Source organism: Delftia sp. UME58 (genome assembly GCF_014170385.1).
Lineage (GTDB): Bacteria > Pseudomonadota > Gammaproteobacteria > Burkholderiales > Burkholderiaceae_C > Comamonas > Comamonas acidovorans.
In genome coordinates, this window is sequence record NZ_LZZV01000083.1 from 68,159 (window position 1) to 83,631 (window position 15,473).

Annotated in this window: 18 protein-coding genes, 1 tRNA gene and 1 pseudogene; 10 read left to right on the forward strand and 10 right to left on the reverse strand. The window is 66.1% G+C overall.

Going from position 1 to position 15,473, the window contains the following annotated elements:
• The 5 genes from tmk to A9976_RS20220 all read left to right on the forward strand — a co-directional run bounded on the left by tmk (position 1) and on the right by A9976_RS20220 (position 3,843).
• Positions 1–675 carry a dTMP kinase gene (gene tmk, locus A9976_RS20200; RefSeq protein WP_183020575.1) on the forward strand — a complete coding sequence of 225 codons (675 nt, stop codon included), beginning with the start codon at positions 1–3 and terminating at the stop codon, positions 673–675.
• Positions 672–1,721 carry a DNA polymerase III subunit delta' gene (locus A9976_RS20205; RefSeq protein ID WP_183020488.1) on the forward strand — a complete coding sequence of 350 codons (1,050 nt, stop codon included), beginning with the start codon at positions 672–674 and terminating at the stop codon, positions 1,719–1,721. The genes tmk and A9976_RS20205 overlap by 4 nt, the downstream gene beginning before the upstream one ends.
• A gap of 144 nt (positions 1,722–1,865) precedes the next feature.
• Positions 1,866–2,225, forward strand: a complete 360-nt coding sequence (locus A9976_RS20210; protein ID WP_012205228.1) for a PilZ domain-containing protein — start codon at positions 1,866–1,868, stop codon at positions 2,223–2,225.
• A gap of 83 nt (positions 2,226–2,308) precedes the next feature.
• Entirely contained in the window at positions 2,309–3,121 is an 813-nt protein-coding gene (locus tag A9976_RS20215) for a TatD family hydrolase (RefSeq protein ID WP_063326318.1), read from the forward strand.
• Entirely contained in the window at positions 3,112–3,843 is a 732-nt protein-coding gene (locus tag A9976_RS20220) for an ankyrin repeat domain-containing protein (RefSeq protein WP_183020489.1), read from the forward strand. The genes A9976_RS20215 and A9976_RS20220 overlap by 10 nt, the downstream gene beginning before the upstream one ends.
• 45 nt (positions 3,844–3,888) lie before the next feature.
• Here A9976_RS20220 and msbA read toward each other — a convergent pair whose 3' ends face one another.
• Positions 3,889–5,706 (reverse strand): lipid A export permease/ATP-binding protein MsbA, encoded by a 1,818-nt coding sequence (gene msbA / locus A9976_RS20225; protein ID WP_183020490.1) that lies wholly within the window; start codon positions 5,704–5,706, stop codon positions 3,889–3,891.
• Between the two features lie 189 nt (positions 5,707–5,895).
• Between msbA and tolB the strand changes: the two genes are divergently transcribed.
• The 5 genes from tolB to A9976_RS20250 all read left to right on the forward strand — a co-directional run bounded on the left by tolB (position 5,896) and on the right by A9976_RS20250 (position 9,588).
• Positions 5,896–7,215, forward strand: coding sequence for a Tol-Pal system beta propeller repeat protein TolB (gene tolB / locus A9976_RS20230; RefSeq protein ID WP_013802697.1), 1,320 nt, complete (start codon positions 5,896–5,898; stop codon positions 7,213–7,215).
• A gap of 77 nt (positions 7,216–7,292) precedes the next feature.
• Positions 7,293–7,835: a peptidoglycan-associated lipoprotein Pal gene (pal, locus tag A9976_RS20235; protein ID WP_183020491.1), complete on the forward strand. Its 543-nt coding sequence runs from the start codon at positions 7,293–7,295 to the stop codon at positions 7,833–7,835.
• On the forward strand, positions 7,835–8,617 hold the full coding sequence (gene ybgF, locus A9976_RS20240) for a tol-pal system protein YbgF (RefSeq protein ID WP_183020492.1): 783 nt from the start codon (positions 7,835–7,837) through the stop codon (positions 8,615–8,617). Before pal ends, ybgF begins: the two co-directional genes overlap by 1 nt.
• Positions 8,617–9,444 (forward strand): ThiF family adenylyltransferase, encoded by an 828-nt coding sequence (locus tag A9976_RS20245; RefSeq protein ID WP_183020493.1) that lies wholly within the window; start codon positions 8,617–8,619, stop codon positions 9,442–9,444. The genes ybgF and A9976_RS20245 overlap by 1 nt, the downstream gene beginning before the upstream one ends.
• A 68-nt stretch (positions 9,445–9,512) precedes the next feature.
• Positions 9,513–9,588 (forward strand) — tRNA-Lys (locus tag A9976_RS20250).
• 70 nt (positions 9,589–9,658) lie between these two features.
• Here A9976_RS20250 and A9976_RS20255 read toward each other — a convergent pair.
• The 9 genes and pseudogenes from A9976_RS20255 to A9976_RS20295 all read right to left on the reverse strand — a co-directional run bounded on the left by A9976_RS20255 (position 9,659) and on the right by A9976_RS20295 (position 15,397).
• The gene (locus A9976_RS20255) at positions 9,659–10,672 is read right to left on the reverse strand and encodes a site-specific integrase (RefSeq protein ID WP_232245838.1); all 1,014 of its coding nucleotides are present in this window, start codon (positions 10,670–10,672) and stop codon (positions 9,659–9,661) included.
• Positions 10,673–10,728: 56 nt separating this feature from the next.
• Positions 10,729–10,788 (reverse strand): annotated as a pseudogene (locus A9976_RS31905) (hypothetical protein); the annotation flags it as partial.
• On the reverse strand, positions 10,760–11,341 hold the full coding sequence (locus tag A9976_RS20265; RefSeq protein WP_183020582.1) for a hypothetical protein: 582 nt from the start codon (positions 11,339–11,341) through the stop codon (positions 10,760–10,762). The gene A9976_RS20265 and the pseudogene A9976_RS31905, both read right to left, overlap by 29 nt.
• On the reverse strand, positions 11,338–11,613 hold the full coding sequence (locus tag A9976_RS20270) for a hypothetical protein (RefSeq protein ID WP_183020496.1): 276 nt from the start codon (positions 11,611–11,613) through the stop codon (positions 11,338–11,340). The genes A9976_RS20265 and A9976_RS20270 overlap by 4 nt, the downstream gene beginning before the upstream one ends.
• A gap of 95 nt (positions 11,614–11,708) precedes the next feature.
• Complete coding sequence (locus A9976_RS20275) at positions 11,709–12,326, reverse strand: hypothetical protein (protein ID WP_183020497.1); 618 nt, start codon at positions 12,324–12,326, stop codon at positions 11,709–11,711.
• Entirely contained in the window at positions 12,313–12,612 is a 300-nt protein-coding gene (locus tag A9976_RS20280) for a hypothetical protein (RefSeq protein ID WP_183020498.1), read from the reverse strand. Before A9976_RS20280 ends, A9976_RS20275 begins: the two co-directional genes overlap by 14 nt.
• Positions 12,609–13,811: a hypothetical protein gene (locus A9976_RS20285; protein ID WP_183020583.1), complete on the reverse strand. Its 1,203-nt coding sequence runs from the start codon at positions 13,809–13,811 to the stop codon at positions 12,609–12,611. Before A9976_RS20285 ends, A9976_RS20280 begins: the two co-directional genes overlap by 4 nt.
• Before the next feature lie 108 nt (positions 13,812–13,919).
• On the reverse strand, positions 13,920–14,840 hold the full coding sequence (locus A9976_RS20290) for a DNA cytosine methyltransferase (protein WP_183020499.1): 921 nt from the start codon (positions 14,838–14,840) through the stop codon (positions 13,920–13,922).
• A 344-nt stretch (positions 14,841–15,184) separates the two neighbouring features.
• Entirely contained in the window at positions 15,185–15,397 is a 213-nt protein-coding gene (locus tag A9976_RS20295) for a hypothetical protein (RefSeq protein ID WP_183020500.1), read from the reverse strand.
• Between the last annotated feature and the right edge of the window lie 76 nt (positions 15,398–15,473).

Genomic DNA, 15,473 nt, shown 5'->3' on the forward strand with positions numbered 1-15,473 from the left:
ATTCCCGCCGGCCTGTTCATCAGCTTCGAAGGCATCGATGGCGCCGGCAAGTCCTCGCACATCGCGTCGCTGGCCCAGGCTTTCCGTGACCAGGGCCGCACGGTGACGCTCACCCGCGAGCCCGGCGGCACGCCGCTGGCCGAAAAGCTGCGCGCGCTGATGCTGCACGACCCCATGGACCCGCTGACCGAGGCCCTGATCGCCTTTGCCGCGCGACGCGACCACCTTGTGCAGGTGATCGAGCCCGCGCTTGCGCGCGGCGAAGTCGTGCTCTGCGACCGCTTCACCGATGCCACCTTTGCCTACCAGGGCGCGGGCCGTGGCTTCGACCTGCAGCCGCTGGCGACGCTGGAGCGCATGGTGCAGACGGGCACCGCCCCCCAGCCCGATCTGCTGCGCGAGCCCCACCTGACGCTCTGGTTCGACCTGCCCGCCGAGGTGGCCGCCGAGCGCCTGGCCTCGGCCCGCGTGCCGGATCGATTCGAGTCCGAGCCCGGCAGCTTTTTCGCACGCGTGGCCCAGGGCTATGCGGCGCGCGCTGCCGCCGCGCCCCAGCGCTTTGCGCGCATCGACTCCAACGCCAGCCGGCATGCGGTCTGGCAGCAGATCACCCAGGTCATGGTGCGCCGGGGCTGGCTGGCCATCATGGTCGGCGGACAGGCAGGTGCCGCATGAGCGAGGCTCTGCCACAACCGGCCGAGACCGACACCGCCTGGATCGCCGGGCAACGCACGCGCCTGCTGGCCCAGCGCGGCCACGCCTGGCTGCTGCAGGGGCCTTCCGGCCTGGGCCAGTACGCATTGTCGCTGTCGCTGGTGCGCGCCTGGCTGTGCGAATCGCCGTCGCCCCAGGGGGCCTGCGGCCACTGCGGCAGCTGCCACGCCATCGACGTGCGCGCCCATGCCGACCTGTGCGTGCTCATGCCCGAGGTGCAGATGATGGCGCTGGGCTGGCCGCTGCCCGAGAAGGCCCAGGCCGATATCGACGACAAGAAGCGCAAGCCCAGCAAGGAAATCCGTGTCGAGGCCATGCGCGACGCCGTGGAGTTCTGCCAGCGCACCAGCGCGCGCGGGCGCGGCAAGGCCGTGCTGGTCTATCCGGCCGAGCAGATGAACGCCATCACGGCCAATGCGCTGCTCAAGACGCTGGAGGAGCCGCCGGGCGATGCCCGCTTCGTGCTGGCCAGCGAGGCGGCCCACCAGCTGCTGCCCACCATCCGCAGCCGTTGCCTGACCCACACCATGGCCTGGCCCGATCAGCAAGAGGCCCTGGCCTGGCTGCAGGAGCAGGGCGTGGCCCCGGAAGCGGCCGCCGTTGCGCTGCGCGCCTCAGGCGGGCGCCCCGGCGACGCGCTGGCATTGGCGCACAGCGGCGGCGGCAAGGACATGGCCGCATGGTCCCAGCTGCCGCGCGCGCTGGCCAAGGGCGATGTGGCGGCCCTGGCCGCCCATGCTCCGCCCCATGCCGTGGAGGCCTTGCAGAAGATCTGCCACGACCTGATGGCCCTGGCCGCAGGCGCCGCGCCACGCTACTTCACGCCGGCCGACCTGCCGTCGCGGCCGCTGGACATGGGCCTGCTGGCCGAATGGTCACGCGCCCTGGCCCAGGCCGCGCGCACGGCGGACCACCCCTTCAACGCCGGGCTCATGACCGAGGCCCTGGCCGCCGAGGCCCGGCGCGTGCTCATGTCCGGCCAGCCCGCCCGCCAGCGCCGGGGATGAGGCGCGGGGAGCGGGGCGTGGCGACAGTGCAGTAGCGCGGCTGGGTGCTTTTCGCCACATGAAAGCCCGGCCTGTTAACCTACTGCCCTGGGCCCGGTGCCTATCGCGCCGGCCGCTCACCGAACCAATGTCTGCAAACCACCCATGAGCACCGCACCCACCACACCCCGTCCCAGCGTGATGCAACTGGCGATCAAGGAAAAGGCCGCGCTGTACGCCGCCTACATTCCCATGTTCGCCGAAGGGGGCGTTTTCGTGCCCACGCAGCGTGAGTACCGTCTTGGCGATGATGTCTACGTGCTGCTGACCCTGCCCGACGAGCCCCAGCGCTATCCCGTGGCCGGCCGCGTGGCGTGGATCACGCCCGCGCGCGCCTCGGGCAACCGCACGCAGGGCATAGGCATACAGTTCCCCAAGGACGAGAAGTCCGCCGAGCTCAAGGCCAAGATCGAGAACATCCTGGGCTCGGCTCTGGCCTCGGACAAGGCCACGCAGACGGTCTGAGTCCTGCGCCTGCCTCTGCCCGCATGCCGACACGGAGGAAATGCTCTCCGGTCGGCATGCCTGTTTCTGAACCACGAGATTCCATGTTTACCGATTCCCACTGCCATCTGAATTTCCCCGAGCTGCAAAGCCGCCTGCCCGAGATCCGCGAGGCCATGGCGGCCGCGCGCGTCACGCGTGCGCTGTGCATCTGCACCACGATGGAGGAATTCGGCGATGTGCACCAGCTGGCGCTGGACCACGACAATTTCTGGGCCACGGTGGGCGTGCACCCCGATACGGAACACATGACCGAGCCCAGCGTGGCCGACCTGGTCGAGCGCGCCGCCCTGGCGCGCGTGGTGGCTATCGGTGAAACGGGACTGGACTACTACGGCATGGAAGACCGCAAGGGCGGGCGCACCATTGCCGACCTGGAATGGCAGCGCGAGCGCTTTCGCGTGCACATCCGCGCGGCGCGCCAGACGCAAAAGCCCCTGGTCATCCACACGCGCAGCGCCTCTGATGACACGCTGGCCATCCTGCGCGAAGAAGGCGAGGACGGCTCGGCAGGCCAGGCCGGCGGCGTGTTCCACTGCTTCACCGAGACCATGGAGGTCGCGCGTGCGGCGCTGGACCTGGGCTACTACATCTCCATGTCGGGCATCGTCACCTTCAAGAACGCCCAGCACCTGCGCGACGTGGCCGCCTTCGTGCCGGCCGACCGCCTGCTGATCGAGACCGACAGCCCCTACCTGGCGCCCGTTCCCTATCGCGGCAAGACCAACAATCCGTCCTACGTGCCTTACGTGGCACAGCAGATTGCGCAGGTGCGCGGCATGTCCGTGGAGGACGTGGCGGCCCTGACCAGTGCCAACTTCGACCAGCTGTTCAAGGGGGTTGTCGCATGCGACTGAATGCTGCGGCCAGTGGCCGCGTGGGCGTGGACCGTCGCCACTGGCTGGCCCAGGCCGGCCAGGCCGTGGTGGCCCTGGCCGCAGCCAGCGGCGGGCTGGCGCATGCCAGCCAGTACGACGACTACGTGCGCGCCATCATCAGCGACAACGAGCGCGCCATGGTCAACCTGATCTTTCGCGGCTTCGACCCCAACACCCGCGACACGCGCGGCCGCCCGGGCCTGGTGGCCGCCTTGCACCAGGGCTCACTGGGCGTGTTCGACGTGCTGCTCAAATCCCCGGGCATCAAGGTCAACGAGGCCTCCCAGCAGGGCGAAACGCCGCTGATGATGGCCTGCATCAAAGGCCACCTGGACCTGGCCAAGGAACTCATACGCCGGGGCGCCGATGTCAACCGCCCCGGCTGGACGCCGCTGCACTATGCCACCTCCGCCGACCTGCCCAAGACGCTGGACATCGTCAAGCTGCTGCTGGACAAAAGCGCCTACATCGATGCCGAATCGCCCAACGGCACCACCCCGCTGATGCTTGCCGCCCAATACAGCAGCGAAGCCGTGGTGGACCTGCTCATCACGGAGGGTGCCGACGTCGTCCTGCGCAACCAGCGGGGCTTCACGGCCGCCGACTTCGCCAGGCAGGTGGACCGCCAGTACATGGTCGACAAACTCACCAAGGCCATCAAGGCCGAACGCAAGACCCAGCCTTCGCGCGGAAGCTGGTAGCAGCAAGCCAGGCGGGTGGCACCGCCGGTGTCGCTGCTGTCCCCCTCAGGGCGTGTGGTTCCTGCTCAATCGGGCGTACAGGCCGTCCCGCGCCAGCAGCTCGGCATGCGTGCCCTGCTCAGCAATGCGGCCGCGCTCCATCACCACCACGCGGTCGGCATGCTCGATGGTCGAGAGCCGGTGGGCGATGACCAGGGTCGTGCGGCCCTGCATCAGCCGCGTCAGCGCCTCCTGCACCAGGCGCTCGGATTCGTTGTCCAGGGCCGAGGTGGCCTCGTCCAGGATCAGGATGGGCGCATCCTTGTACAGCGCCCGTGCAATCGCCAGCCGCTGGCGCTGGCCCCCCGACAGCTGGCTGGCGTTGTGGCCCACCACCGTCTGCAGGCCGTTGGACAGGCCGCGCACATGGGTGCCCAGATTGGCGGCATCCAGCGCGGCCCACAGCTGGGCCTCGTCTTCCACCCCGCCCAGCGCCACGTTGGCGGCAATGGTGTCGTTGAACATCACCACATCCTGGCTGACCATGGCGAACTGCTGGCGCAGCGCGGCCAGATCCCATTCGGGCAGGGGCGTGCCGTCCAGCAGCAGCTGGCCGCCCGTGGGCTGCAAAAAGCGTGGCAGCAGGTTCACCAGCGTGGTCTTGCCCGCGCCGGAGGGGCCGACCAGGGCCACCACCTCGCCCGGGCGCACGCGCAGGTCCACATGGCTCAGGGCGGGTGCCTTGTCCTCGCCAAACTGCACGGACACGTCGCGCAACTCGATCTCGCCGCGCGCCTTGCCGGGCACTTGCGTGCCGCCGGTCTCATCGCCCGAGCCCTCCAGCAGATGCAGGCCACGCTCCAGTGCCGCCACGCCACGCGTGATGGGGTTGGCCACATCGGCCAGGCGGCGGATGGGGGCAATCAGCATCAGCATGGCAGTGATGAAGGCCGCAAAGCTGCCCACCGTCACATCCTGCACATTGGCCGCGGCGGCGCCCGTGCCCCGGCTTTGCCACAGCGCGATGCAGATCACGGCCGACAGGGCCGCGGCGGCCAGCAATTGGGTCAGCGGCGTCATGGCCGCCGAGGCGATGGTGGCCTTGATCGCCAGCTTGCGCAGTTGCCCGCTCAGGCCGCCAAAGCGCTTTTGCTGGCCTTGTTGCGCTCCATGCAGGCGCACCATGCGATGGGCCAGAACGTTCTCTTCCACCACATAGGCCAGGGAATCGGTGGCCTCCTGGCTGATCTTGGTGATGCGGTACAGGCGGCGCGACAGCGTCTTCATGATCCAGGCCACGCCAGGCACCACGGCCGCCACCACCAGCGTCAGCTGCCAGTTCAGATACAGCAGGTAGCCCAGCAGCGCCACCAGCGTGAAACCGTCGCGCGAGATACCCAGCATGGCCTGCACCAGCAGCGTGGAGCCTGTCTGCACCTCATAGACCACGGTATTGGACAGCGATGAGGCAGACTGGCGCGAGAACAGCGCCATATCGGCCGCCAGCAGCCGCTCGAACAGGCGCCTGCGCAGCGCCAGCATGCCCTCGTTGGCAATGCGCGCCAGCGCGTACTGGCCCACGAACTGCGACAGGCCCCGCACCAGGAACACGCCGATGATGGCCAGCGGCACCGACCACAGCGGCAGCGTGCCGTCGGTGAAGCCGCTGTCCAGCAGCGGCTGCAGCAAGGCGGGTATCAATGGCTCGGTGACCGCGCCCACCAGCGTGGCAGCCACGGCCAGCGTCCAGGCCAGGCGCTGGCCACCAAAGTAGGGTGACAGGCGCTTGAGGCGCTGCGACAGGGTCAGGGTGCTGGCGAGATCATGGGCCGCCGGTGCGGCGGACGGCGCAGGGGCCGGCGGCGGTGAGGATGGTGCTTGCATGAAGCGCGGATTTTACGGCGGGCTTGCCTGGGGCAGCCTCATGGGGAACTGATGCGGCTGCCGGTGATCGAGAAAGCCTGGGCCGACAGACCCTACAGTGCACGTTCTTACATCGTGACGCATCCAGTGTGTGTAACATTCGCACCTGTGCAAGTACCGGGGTCTTCCCGTAGATATTGATGAATGCCAATGACTATTGACCGACTCCTTTCTCCCTCCTCCCTGGCGGCCGTGCCGCGCACTTCGCGCCGAACCCTGCTGGCCGCTCTCGCCTCAACCCCCGCAATTCCCGCGCTGGCCCAGTTCCGCGTCGAAGTGACGGGCGTAGGCCTGACCCAGTTGCCCATCGCCATTGCAGCATTCAAGGGAGAAGGGCAGGCGCCCCAGAAGATCTCGGCCATCATCCAGGCCGACCTGGAGCGCAGCGGTCAGTTCCGCGCCGTGGACACGGCCGGCGTGCAGCTCGATGAAACCTCGCGCCCCGACGTCGCCATGTGGCGCCAGAAAAGCGCCGATTCCCTGGCCGTGGGCAGCATCACGCGCCTGGCCGATGGCCGCTACGACGTGCGCTTTCGCCTCTGGGACGTGGTCAAGGGCCAGGACCTGGGCGGCCAGGGCTTTGCCGTCACCACGGGCGACCTGCGCCTGGTGGCCCACCGCATCTCCGACTACATCTACGAGAAACTCACGGGCGAGAAGGGCGTGTTCTCCACGCGCATCGCCTACGTGACCAAGGCGGGCAGCAACTACCGCCTGTGGGTGGCCGATGCCGATGGCGAGAACGCCCAGTCGGCCCTGTCCAGCCCCGAACCCATCATCTCGCCTGCCTGGTCGCCCACTGGAACCCAACTGGCCTACGTGTCCTTCGAGTCGCGCAAGCCCGTGGTCTATGTGCACGATGTGGCCAGTGGCCGCCGTCGCCTGGTTGCCAACTTCCGGGGCTCCAACAGCGCACCGGCCTGGTCGCCCGATGGCAACTCCCTGGCCGTCACGCTCAGCCGCGACGGCGGCTCGCAGCTGTACCTGATCAGTGCCCAGGGCGGCGAGCCGCGCCGCCTGATGCAAAGCAGCGGCATCGACACCGAGCCGAACTTCTCCAGCGATGGCCGCTCCATCTACTTCGTCAGCGACCGTGGCGGCGCCCCGCAGATCTACAAGGTGCCGGCCTCGGGCGGCAGCGCGGAGCGCGTCACCTTCACCGGCAACTACAACATCTCGCCCAGCGTCAGCCCCGATGGAAAGTGGCTCGCCTACGTCTCGCGCGTGGGCGGCGGCTTCAAGCTCCACGTCATGGACCTGGGCACCGGCACAGTGAATGCCATTACCGACACCACGGCCGACGAAAGCCCCAGCTTCGCCCCCAACAGCCGACTGATCGTCTACGCCACCCTGCAGCAGGGCCGCGAATCCCTGATGACCACCACGCTGGACGGAAAGATCAAGGCGCGGCTGGCAGGGCAGGGCGGAGACATCCGCGAGCCCGACTGGGGTCCGTTCCAGCGCCAGTGACAGCCGGCTTCCCCGATTTCTCTTCAGTCAACCAGTCAACTCAGCACGAAGTCCACCCGGACATACGGAGATTTTTCATGATCACCATCAAACGACTTTCCCTGGCACTTGCAGTCACCGCACTCATGGCAGGTTGCAGCTCGGGCGTCAAGCTTGACGAAACCCCGGTCACCGACGCGGGCGCCACCAGCACGGGCCAGGGCAGCGGTGCCGGCACCGGCAGCACCTCGCAAAGCGGCATCTCGGGCGTGGACCTGACCGGCTCGGCCGCCGACAAGGCAGGTCCCCAGGGCGTCAGCCGCATCGTCTACTTCGACTTCGACAGCTACGTCGTCAAGGCCGACGCCCAGCCCCAGATCGAAGCCCATGCACGCTTCCTGAAGGCATCGTCTGCACGCAAGGTGCAGATCGAAGGCCACACCGACGAGCGCGGCGGCCGCGAATACAACCTGGCCCTGGGCCAAAAGCGCGCCGAAGCCGTGCGCCGCTCGCTGGGCCTGCTGGGCGTCAGCGATGCGCAAATGGAAGCCGTGAGCTACGGCAAGGAAAAGCCTGCCTCCGAAGGCCATTCCGAAGACGCCTACGCGCAAAACCGCCGCGCTGAACTGTCCTACCGTTGATGAACATGCAGCGCTCCCCGATCCTGCATCGCACCGCGCTGCGCACGCTGCTGGCGGCCGGCCTGATGGCCGGCTACGCCGCCAGCGGCCATGCCGCACTGTTCGGCGATGACGAGGCGCGCCGCGCCATCCTGGAAATGCGCCAGCGCGTCGACAGCATGCAGCAGTCGCAGCAGCGCATGACCGAGGAAAGCTCGCAAACGCGCCGTGGCCTGCTCGAACTGCAGTCGCAGATCGAGCAGCTCAAGTCCGAGCAAGCCAAGCTGCGCGGCCAGAACGAGCAGCTGCTGCGCGATGTGGCCGAACTGCAGCGCGGCCAGCGCGACATCGCCAAGGGCGTGGACGAGCGCCTGCGCCAGTTCGAGCCCGTCACGGTGACGGTGGACGGCCAGGAATTCGCGGCCGACCCCGCAGAAAAGCGCGACTACGAAGCGGCGCTGGCGCAGTTCCGCGCGGGCAGCTTCGCCGAAGCCGGCACCGCCTTCTCGTCCTTTCTGAACCAGTGGCCCAAGAGCGGCTATGTGCCCTCGGCACGCTTTTGGCTGGGCAATGCGCAGTACGCCAATCGCAACTACAAGGATGCGATCACCAACTTCCGTGCCCTGCTGGCGGCAGCCCCCATGCACGGCCGGGCGCCGGAGGCGGCCCTGTCCATCGCCAACTGCCAGATCGAGATGAAGGACACCAAGGCCGCGCGCAAGACGCTGGAAGACCTCATCAAGGCCTATCCCAACGCCGAAGCCACGGCTGCGGCCAAGAACCGTCTCGCCAGCCTCAAGTGATGAACGACACGGTCTCTTCATCCCTCCCGGAAGAAGACAAGACAGCGCCTGAAGCAGGCGCTGTTTTTTCTGATGCCGACCTGCAGCGCCGCTTCGGCGGCCTGGAGCGCCTGTATGGCGTGCCGGGCGCCGCGCGCATCCGCGCCGCGCACGTCGTCGTGGTGGGCATCGGCGGCGTGGGCTCCTGGACCGCCGAGGCGCTGGCGCGCAGCGGCGTGGGCGAACTCACTCTGATCGATATGGACCATGTTGCCGAGTCCAACGTCAACCGCCAGATTCACGCGCTTTCCACCACCGTGGGCCAGGCCAAGATCGAAGCCATGCGCGAGCGCATCGCCCAGATCAATCCGGCCTGCCGCGTGCACTGCATCGACGACTTCGTTGATCCGGACAACTGGCTGCGCCTGTTGCCCCCCGACGCCGATGCCGTCGTCGACGCCTGCGACCAGGTCAAGGCCAAGACCGCCATGGCCGCCCATGCGCGCGCCACGCGGCAATGCTTCATCTGCGTGGGTGCCGCCGGCGGCAAGCGCCTGGCTCACAAGGTCGATATCGACGACCTCTGCGCCACCACGCACGACCCACTGCTGGCCCAACTGCGCTACCGCCTGCGCCGCGAGCACGGCGCGCCCAAGGAGGGCAAGCGCATCGGCATCGCCTGCGTCTTCAGCCGCGAAGCCGTGGCACCGCCTGACGCCTCCTGCGCCATCGAAGGCGACGGCACGCTCAACTGCCACGGCTACGGCTCGGTAGTGGCCGTCACCGCCACCTTCGGCCAGTGCGCCGCAGGTTGGGTCATCGATCAACTGAGCCGCATCAAGAATTGAGGCGTAAAATTTGGTGCTAGAATCTATGTCTTCGCTGAGCAGCATCTGATGCATGCAAAGCGTGGTTCGGGTCTTTAGCTCAGTCGGTAGAGCAGCGGACTTTTAATCCGTTGGTCGCGAGTTCGAATCTCGCAGGACCCACCAAAGAACACAAGGCCCCGTAGCAATACGGGGCCTTTTTTCTTTGCTATCGAAGATGTAGCAATAGCGGCGTTCAGGCCGCTTTTTTCTTGGCCGTTGTGCGGGTTTTTTTGCCAACCAACGCAACAGCACTTTTCAGCGTCTTCGTTGCCAGATGGCTGTACCGCTTCGTGCTCACTGCCGACTTGTGCCCCAGCACTCCGCCCACGGTGTACAGGTCCACGCCCGCGTTGATCATCTCGCTGGCGGTGCTGTGCCGCAGGTCATGCAGCCGGGCGTGGCTGTAGCCTGCAGCTCGCGCGCCAGCCTTGAACGCCTTGCTCACCGTCCACTTCGTGGGGCGCACGGGCCACAACGCCGGGTTGCGCACGATGTGGGCGATGCGTGGATGGATCGGTACGGCCCGGGGCATGCCGTTCTTGGTGTCCTCGGCCGCCAGCTCGAACACATCGGCTCCCGCTGGCACGCTGGCCAAACCCACCTCAGCCGCCCGCATGCCGCTGTAGAAGGCGATGCGGATCGCAGCACGCGCTCCGCCAGGCGGAATGCGGCGGCAAATCTCCAGGAACTCCTTGCGCCCCAGGTAGACATGCCGCTCGTTGCGCACCTTCGGCATGCTGATGCGCTCGGCGGGATTTGTGTCGCCCAGGCCGTGGTGTTTCCACGCGTACCGGCATGCAGCTCGCAAATACGAAAGCCGATTTCGAATGGTCGCCGCCGCCATTGGCTGTTTATTTTCGTCCACCGGCTTGTATGTCAGCGCAATTGCAGGCAGTGCGGAAAATGGCTTGCCTGCATATGCACTGAAACACGCCTTCAATTCACGGACGATATTGGCATGACTTTTAAGTGCCGGCGCGTGGTGCTTCAGGTAGAGCAGCACCGCATCCTCGATCAGTGGCTCGGGCTTGCTGACACCAGTCGCAACGGAGTGGAGTCGCTTCGTTTCTTCGAGGTCGAATCGTTGGGCTTCGGCTTTCGTGTAGCCTTTTGGAAGTAGGCGGCTAGCCCGCTGCCGCTGGCCCGCAATAACCTGGTCGAACTCAAAGCGCCAACGCTGGTTGCGGGAGTCGAAACGGATCGGCATGATTTTTTATATTCCTCAATATCAGATTCTTCGAATCGCACTGCAGTGCCAAATCGATAGCAATGCAGGCGGCCGGATTTTGCGAGTTCATATACGGTGCGGTCGCTGATTCCCAGCATGCCCGCAGCGGTTTTCGCGTCGATCATCTGGCGTCCTCAATAAAAAAGGCCAGCGGGTGCTGGCCAGGTGATTGGTTCGTCGCGGTGTGGCGCGCGCTTGTCGCGCCATTCCTTGTGCTTCTTGCTTGCCATGCAGGTCGTCGATCTGCTCATCGCTCAGCGGCAGCGGCTTGCGCGCCTCCAGCCCTGCCTCTTCAGCACGCTTGAGGATGCTGTTCTCGCTGGCCAGGTCCAGGGCGTCCATCTCCAGCTTGTGGACCTGGGCGAGCAGGCGCTCGTTCTCGGCCTGCAGCGCATCGATGCGGTCCAGCAGTGCCAGCACGGCGCCTGGGTTCGCCGCAGCGTAGAACTGGGCCAGCTTGAGCGATTCGCCGTCTGTGCCGTAGGTGTCGGCGTCGATCTGCGCGACGGGATATTGCTCGCCATCGGTGATGCCGCCGACTACGGCCACGTCGAAGTGCTCGGCGTGCGGCCATGCCTCGTTGCAGCAGGCCCATGCCTTGACAGCGTTGGACAGAGCGCGTAGGTCGGGTGTTGGTGCTGTGGTCACGGGGTCTGTCCTTTCTGCTGCGCCTGGGCGTCCAGGCCCAAGGCAGCACGCATGCGTTCTTGAGCTTCAGCGCGCCCGATGCGTAGGCCTACGGCAAAAAAGCCATTCGCGAACCGCACGATGTCGCGCAACTGCTCCTCGCTGTAGCCGCGCATCAGCCAGCCAACGCTCTCACCATCGCAGTCAAAGACAGTTGCGCGTGCGGACGTGTCATCCGGGTCGGTTTGGTAGACATCCTCGGGGTGCACGAGGATCCCAGTGTTTGTGTTCATGTGTCAGCTCTCCTTGTGCCCAGTGGGGCGCGACACCGGCACGCTGATGACCAGCGGCCGGGGGATGTAGATGCCGCCAAACATGGCGGCGATGCTCAGTGCCAGGACGCGCTTACGCATCGGACTGCTCCTTGTGCCCAGGGGGGGCGCAGCAGGTTGTCCTCGGCGTGGCGGGCCTTGGCCTGGGCCTCGACGGCCTCGCGCATGCACTGCGCAGCAGGGCTGGACCACCAGGCCACCATGGCTTCCAACACATCCATGTCTTCCTGGGTCACGTCCGGCACCTTGGGCCAGTCCGTGCGGCATGGCTGTTCCCTGCGGATGGGGTACTCGCGGGCCAGCATGAACTCGGCAGTCCGCAGGCCGTTGTTGACGCCGCGCACGCGCTTGTTCTCGATGGCCCAGGCTGCAAGGTATGCGTCCTCGGCGCAGGAGAAGGCGCCCGATGCCGCCATCCGCTCGGCCGCATAGGTGAAGCCGCCGCCACCGTTGCAGCCCATGAACACCATGAACGATGCCGCCACGCTGGCCGCGCGCTGCCGGATTGGTCCGTTCGTCCGGCCGCCGAGGATGTAGCGCAGCTCCTCGGGGCGCTGCTCTGCGAACTGCTGCCACAGCGCCAGGAACAGGCCTTCCTTCGGCGTGCTGGCGCGCGCCGGATGCAGCGGGACGTGCTGCAGCTTCGGAGATATGCGGTGGTCAATCGGCTGCATCGTGCTCCCCCTTGGCTGCTGCCTGGGCTGCGATGGGAGGCACAGGCCATGCCGCGTACTCACCTGCGGGCAGTTCGTCGGTCACGTCGCGCTCCGCCCATTTCAGGAAGTCTGCGATCTTGACCTTTGGGAAGTGCGCTCCGATCCTCACTGTGGGCCCGTCGTACTGCACCACCTGATCAAGCCGGCAAATCCATTTGACCGTGCGGTCATTCACCAGGCCGTGAGAGTTGCCAGGGCGCTTGCCGCGATAGGTGCGGCCCACCTTGATTTCGAGCGTGCTCATGCTTCGCCGCCTTCCTTGGCCTGGGCTGCGAGAGCCGCGTGCAGTGCTTCACGCGGGGTGTTGCCGCTGGCGATGAGGGGCGCCTCCGCTTCATCGTTGAAGATCTCAGCGTCCCATGGACCCTCGAACTCGGGCACGAGCGCGATGCGGTGCCGCTGCATGGCATCCAGCAGGGCAGTGTCGCTGGTGGCATCCACTGCAGGCGCAGCAGGTGCTGCCAGAGCGCCCTTGAGCTGATCGCACAGTGGCACAACGATGTGTGCGATACGCTCGCGCAGTTGCCCGGCGCCGTGGTACTTGATCGCGCAGTCGCGCAGGTCGTTGACCAGGCGCGCGGTCTGGTGGTCCTTCCAGGGCGCAGCAGGTGCCTGGGGCGCTGCTGCCAGCGCGCGCTGCGCTATGCCTCGCATGTTCGCCGCATCCATGTTCATGAGCATGTCCGTCACCGGCCAGTCTGCAATGGCGCGGAGTGCTTGCGTGTGGCTCTCCGGCGCTTCCAGCGCTGGGGTCTGGGGCGCCGCAGCAAGCGCGGCGCGAGCCATGGCTGCCACGGAACCATCGCCGTCATACCCGGCAGGGGGCGACCAATCGGACGGCTCGCAGCGGCATTGCTCGCTCTCCATGTCCTGCGCCGGGGCTGCAGGCGCTTCCAGGGCGGGCGCTGCGGGATGCTGGCGACCCAGGTCGAAGTAGGCCTGCAACTGCTCAGATGTGAAGAGTTCGGCGCCATGCACAATCCCACGACCGTGCTTGAATCCATAGTCTGTTGGCCGGCCGATGACCTCCCCACCGATCTGCTCGATGAACATCACCCCTTCGGGCAACTGCGGGTACTCGCCCTGGGGCGCCACAGCGGCAGGATGCTCGGCCAGCAGGCGCTTGGCGGCGGCGCGAATGTCGGCGCCGATGTCCAGCGTCTCGCCAGGAGCGTCGTACATGCAGCCGTCCCAGCTCTGGGCGATTTGTTCGAACACTGCGGGTAGGGGCGCCACTGCGGCAGGAGCTGCCCCGGACGGCTCCTCGATCTGCTGCAGGCACTGGCGTGCCATGTGCTCCAGCGTTGTGGCCGTGGCCATGTGCTCGTTGTAGGCGTCCAGGGCTTCGTGCTCATTGCCCCAGTCGCCGCCGAGGGTGTGGGCGTTCTTGAGTTCGTCCGCCGCTACGCGCAACAGGCGCGCGGCTGTCGTGATTGCTGTCATGAGGCTTCCTTGTTGAGCAGCTGCCAATGCGCTGCAGTGGTGTTGATGACGTGGCCTGCGCGCTGCAGCAGCGGACAGGTCGGGGGTGGGGTTGGGGTCATGGGGCGGTCAGAGCTGGGCGGCCAGTGCGCTGATCACGTCGCGGGCGACGGGCGGGCACACGGCGTTGCCGAGCAGGTGGATGGCTTGGTGGGTCTGCGCTGGCAGCTGGTAGTCCTTGGGGAAGCCCATGGCCGCGCAGTTTTCTGGGACGGTCAGCATGCGCATACGGTCACCGTTGATCAGCGCCCAGCGGGCCTTTGTCGTCACGGTGCCGAGCGGGCGATGCAGGCTGCGGCCAGTGGTGCCCGAGCCGCTGCCGTAGTAGGGCGCCAGGAAGCGGTCGCCGTGTGCGGCACGGCCAGCGGCCACGCGCGCCAGGGTCGCGCAGGAGCGGCCTGGCTTGTGGATCGGGCTCCATCTCCCTGCCTCGAAGTCCAGGAAGCTGCTGGCCGGCATGTGCTCGCGCTTCGGCAGGGCCAGTACCAGTGGCGCGCGGCTGCGCGTGGCCACGATGAACATGCGCACGCGGTGCTGGGGCACGCCGTGGTCGGCGGCGTCCACGATGTGTGGCGACAGCGTGTAGCCCAGTGCCTCCATGGCCGTGCGCCAGGCGGGATACAGGGACCAGTCCAAGAACTCGGGCACGTTCTCCACCACGACGGCGCGCGGTCGGTGGAACTCAGCTGCGCTGACCACGGCCCAGGCGGTGCTGCGGCTGGCGTCGTGTTGAGGATTGCCGCTGGCTTTTCCCCGGGCTTTGCTGTGTCCCTGGCAGCAGGGAGAGGCGAGCAGCAGGTCGTGCGCGGGGACGCGGCTCCAATCAGCCTGGTGCAGGTCCTGGCACAGGTGCTGTGCGTCGGGGTGGTTCGCGGCGTGGTACTGGACGGCCAGTGGCCAGTGGTTGGCAGCCCAGATGACGGGCACACCGGCCAGCGCAGCGCCAGTGCTGAATCCGCCAGCTCCGGCGAAGAGGTCAACAGCTTGCATGGGGTTCCTTTGGGCCAAAAAAAAGCCGCTCGCGGCAGGGCCGGGCGGCTTCGGGGGAGGGGAGGTATCAGTACAGCGCCCATGCGCTGTACTCATTCCTCGAAAAAAAGCCACTATTTAGTGGCTTTGATTTGGCTAACGAATTTTTTCTATTTGCTTAATTAGGCATCTCGATTTATTTGCTTTTCTTCTTCATAAATCCTCCGATCCTCTCTAGATAAAGAATCACTCTTCTTTTTGCTATCAATCGCTTCTATCTGGACGCCTGGAGAAAAGATACTCTTGACAGAATCCCAGAAGACTTCCCAAGGGGTGCGAGGTTGCGAAAGCATATTGAACTCCAATCATCGCCCATTAAGGTAGGGCGGAGGTGTTTCCTGCTGTACACCAGCATCCAGATCTATCAGCGATTCCGTGTCCCAGTCGCTGCGCATTTTTTTGCGTGGCGGGTCAGGCATGCGGAAATAGTCATCGTTAGATACAGCATGACTATCAACATCTGGAAGAGAGGATTTATGGCGACGGTTTAATGAATCCTTTGTGTCTTTGAATTTCATGTGGACCTCCGGTCCTGTGCGCGTTGACCGAAAATGACCAACTTTTTCACACTACTCTGATTTGCTGAGTAAAACC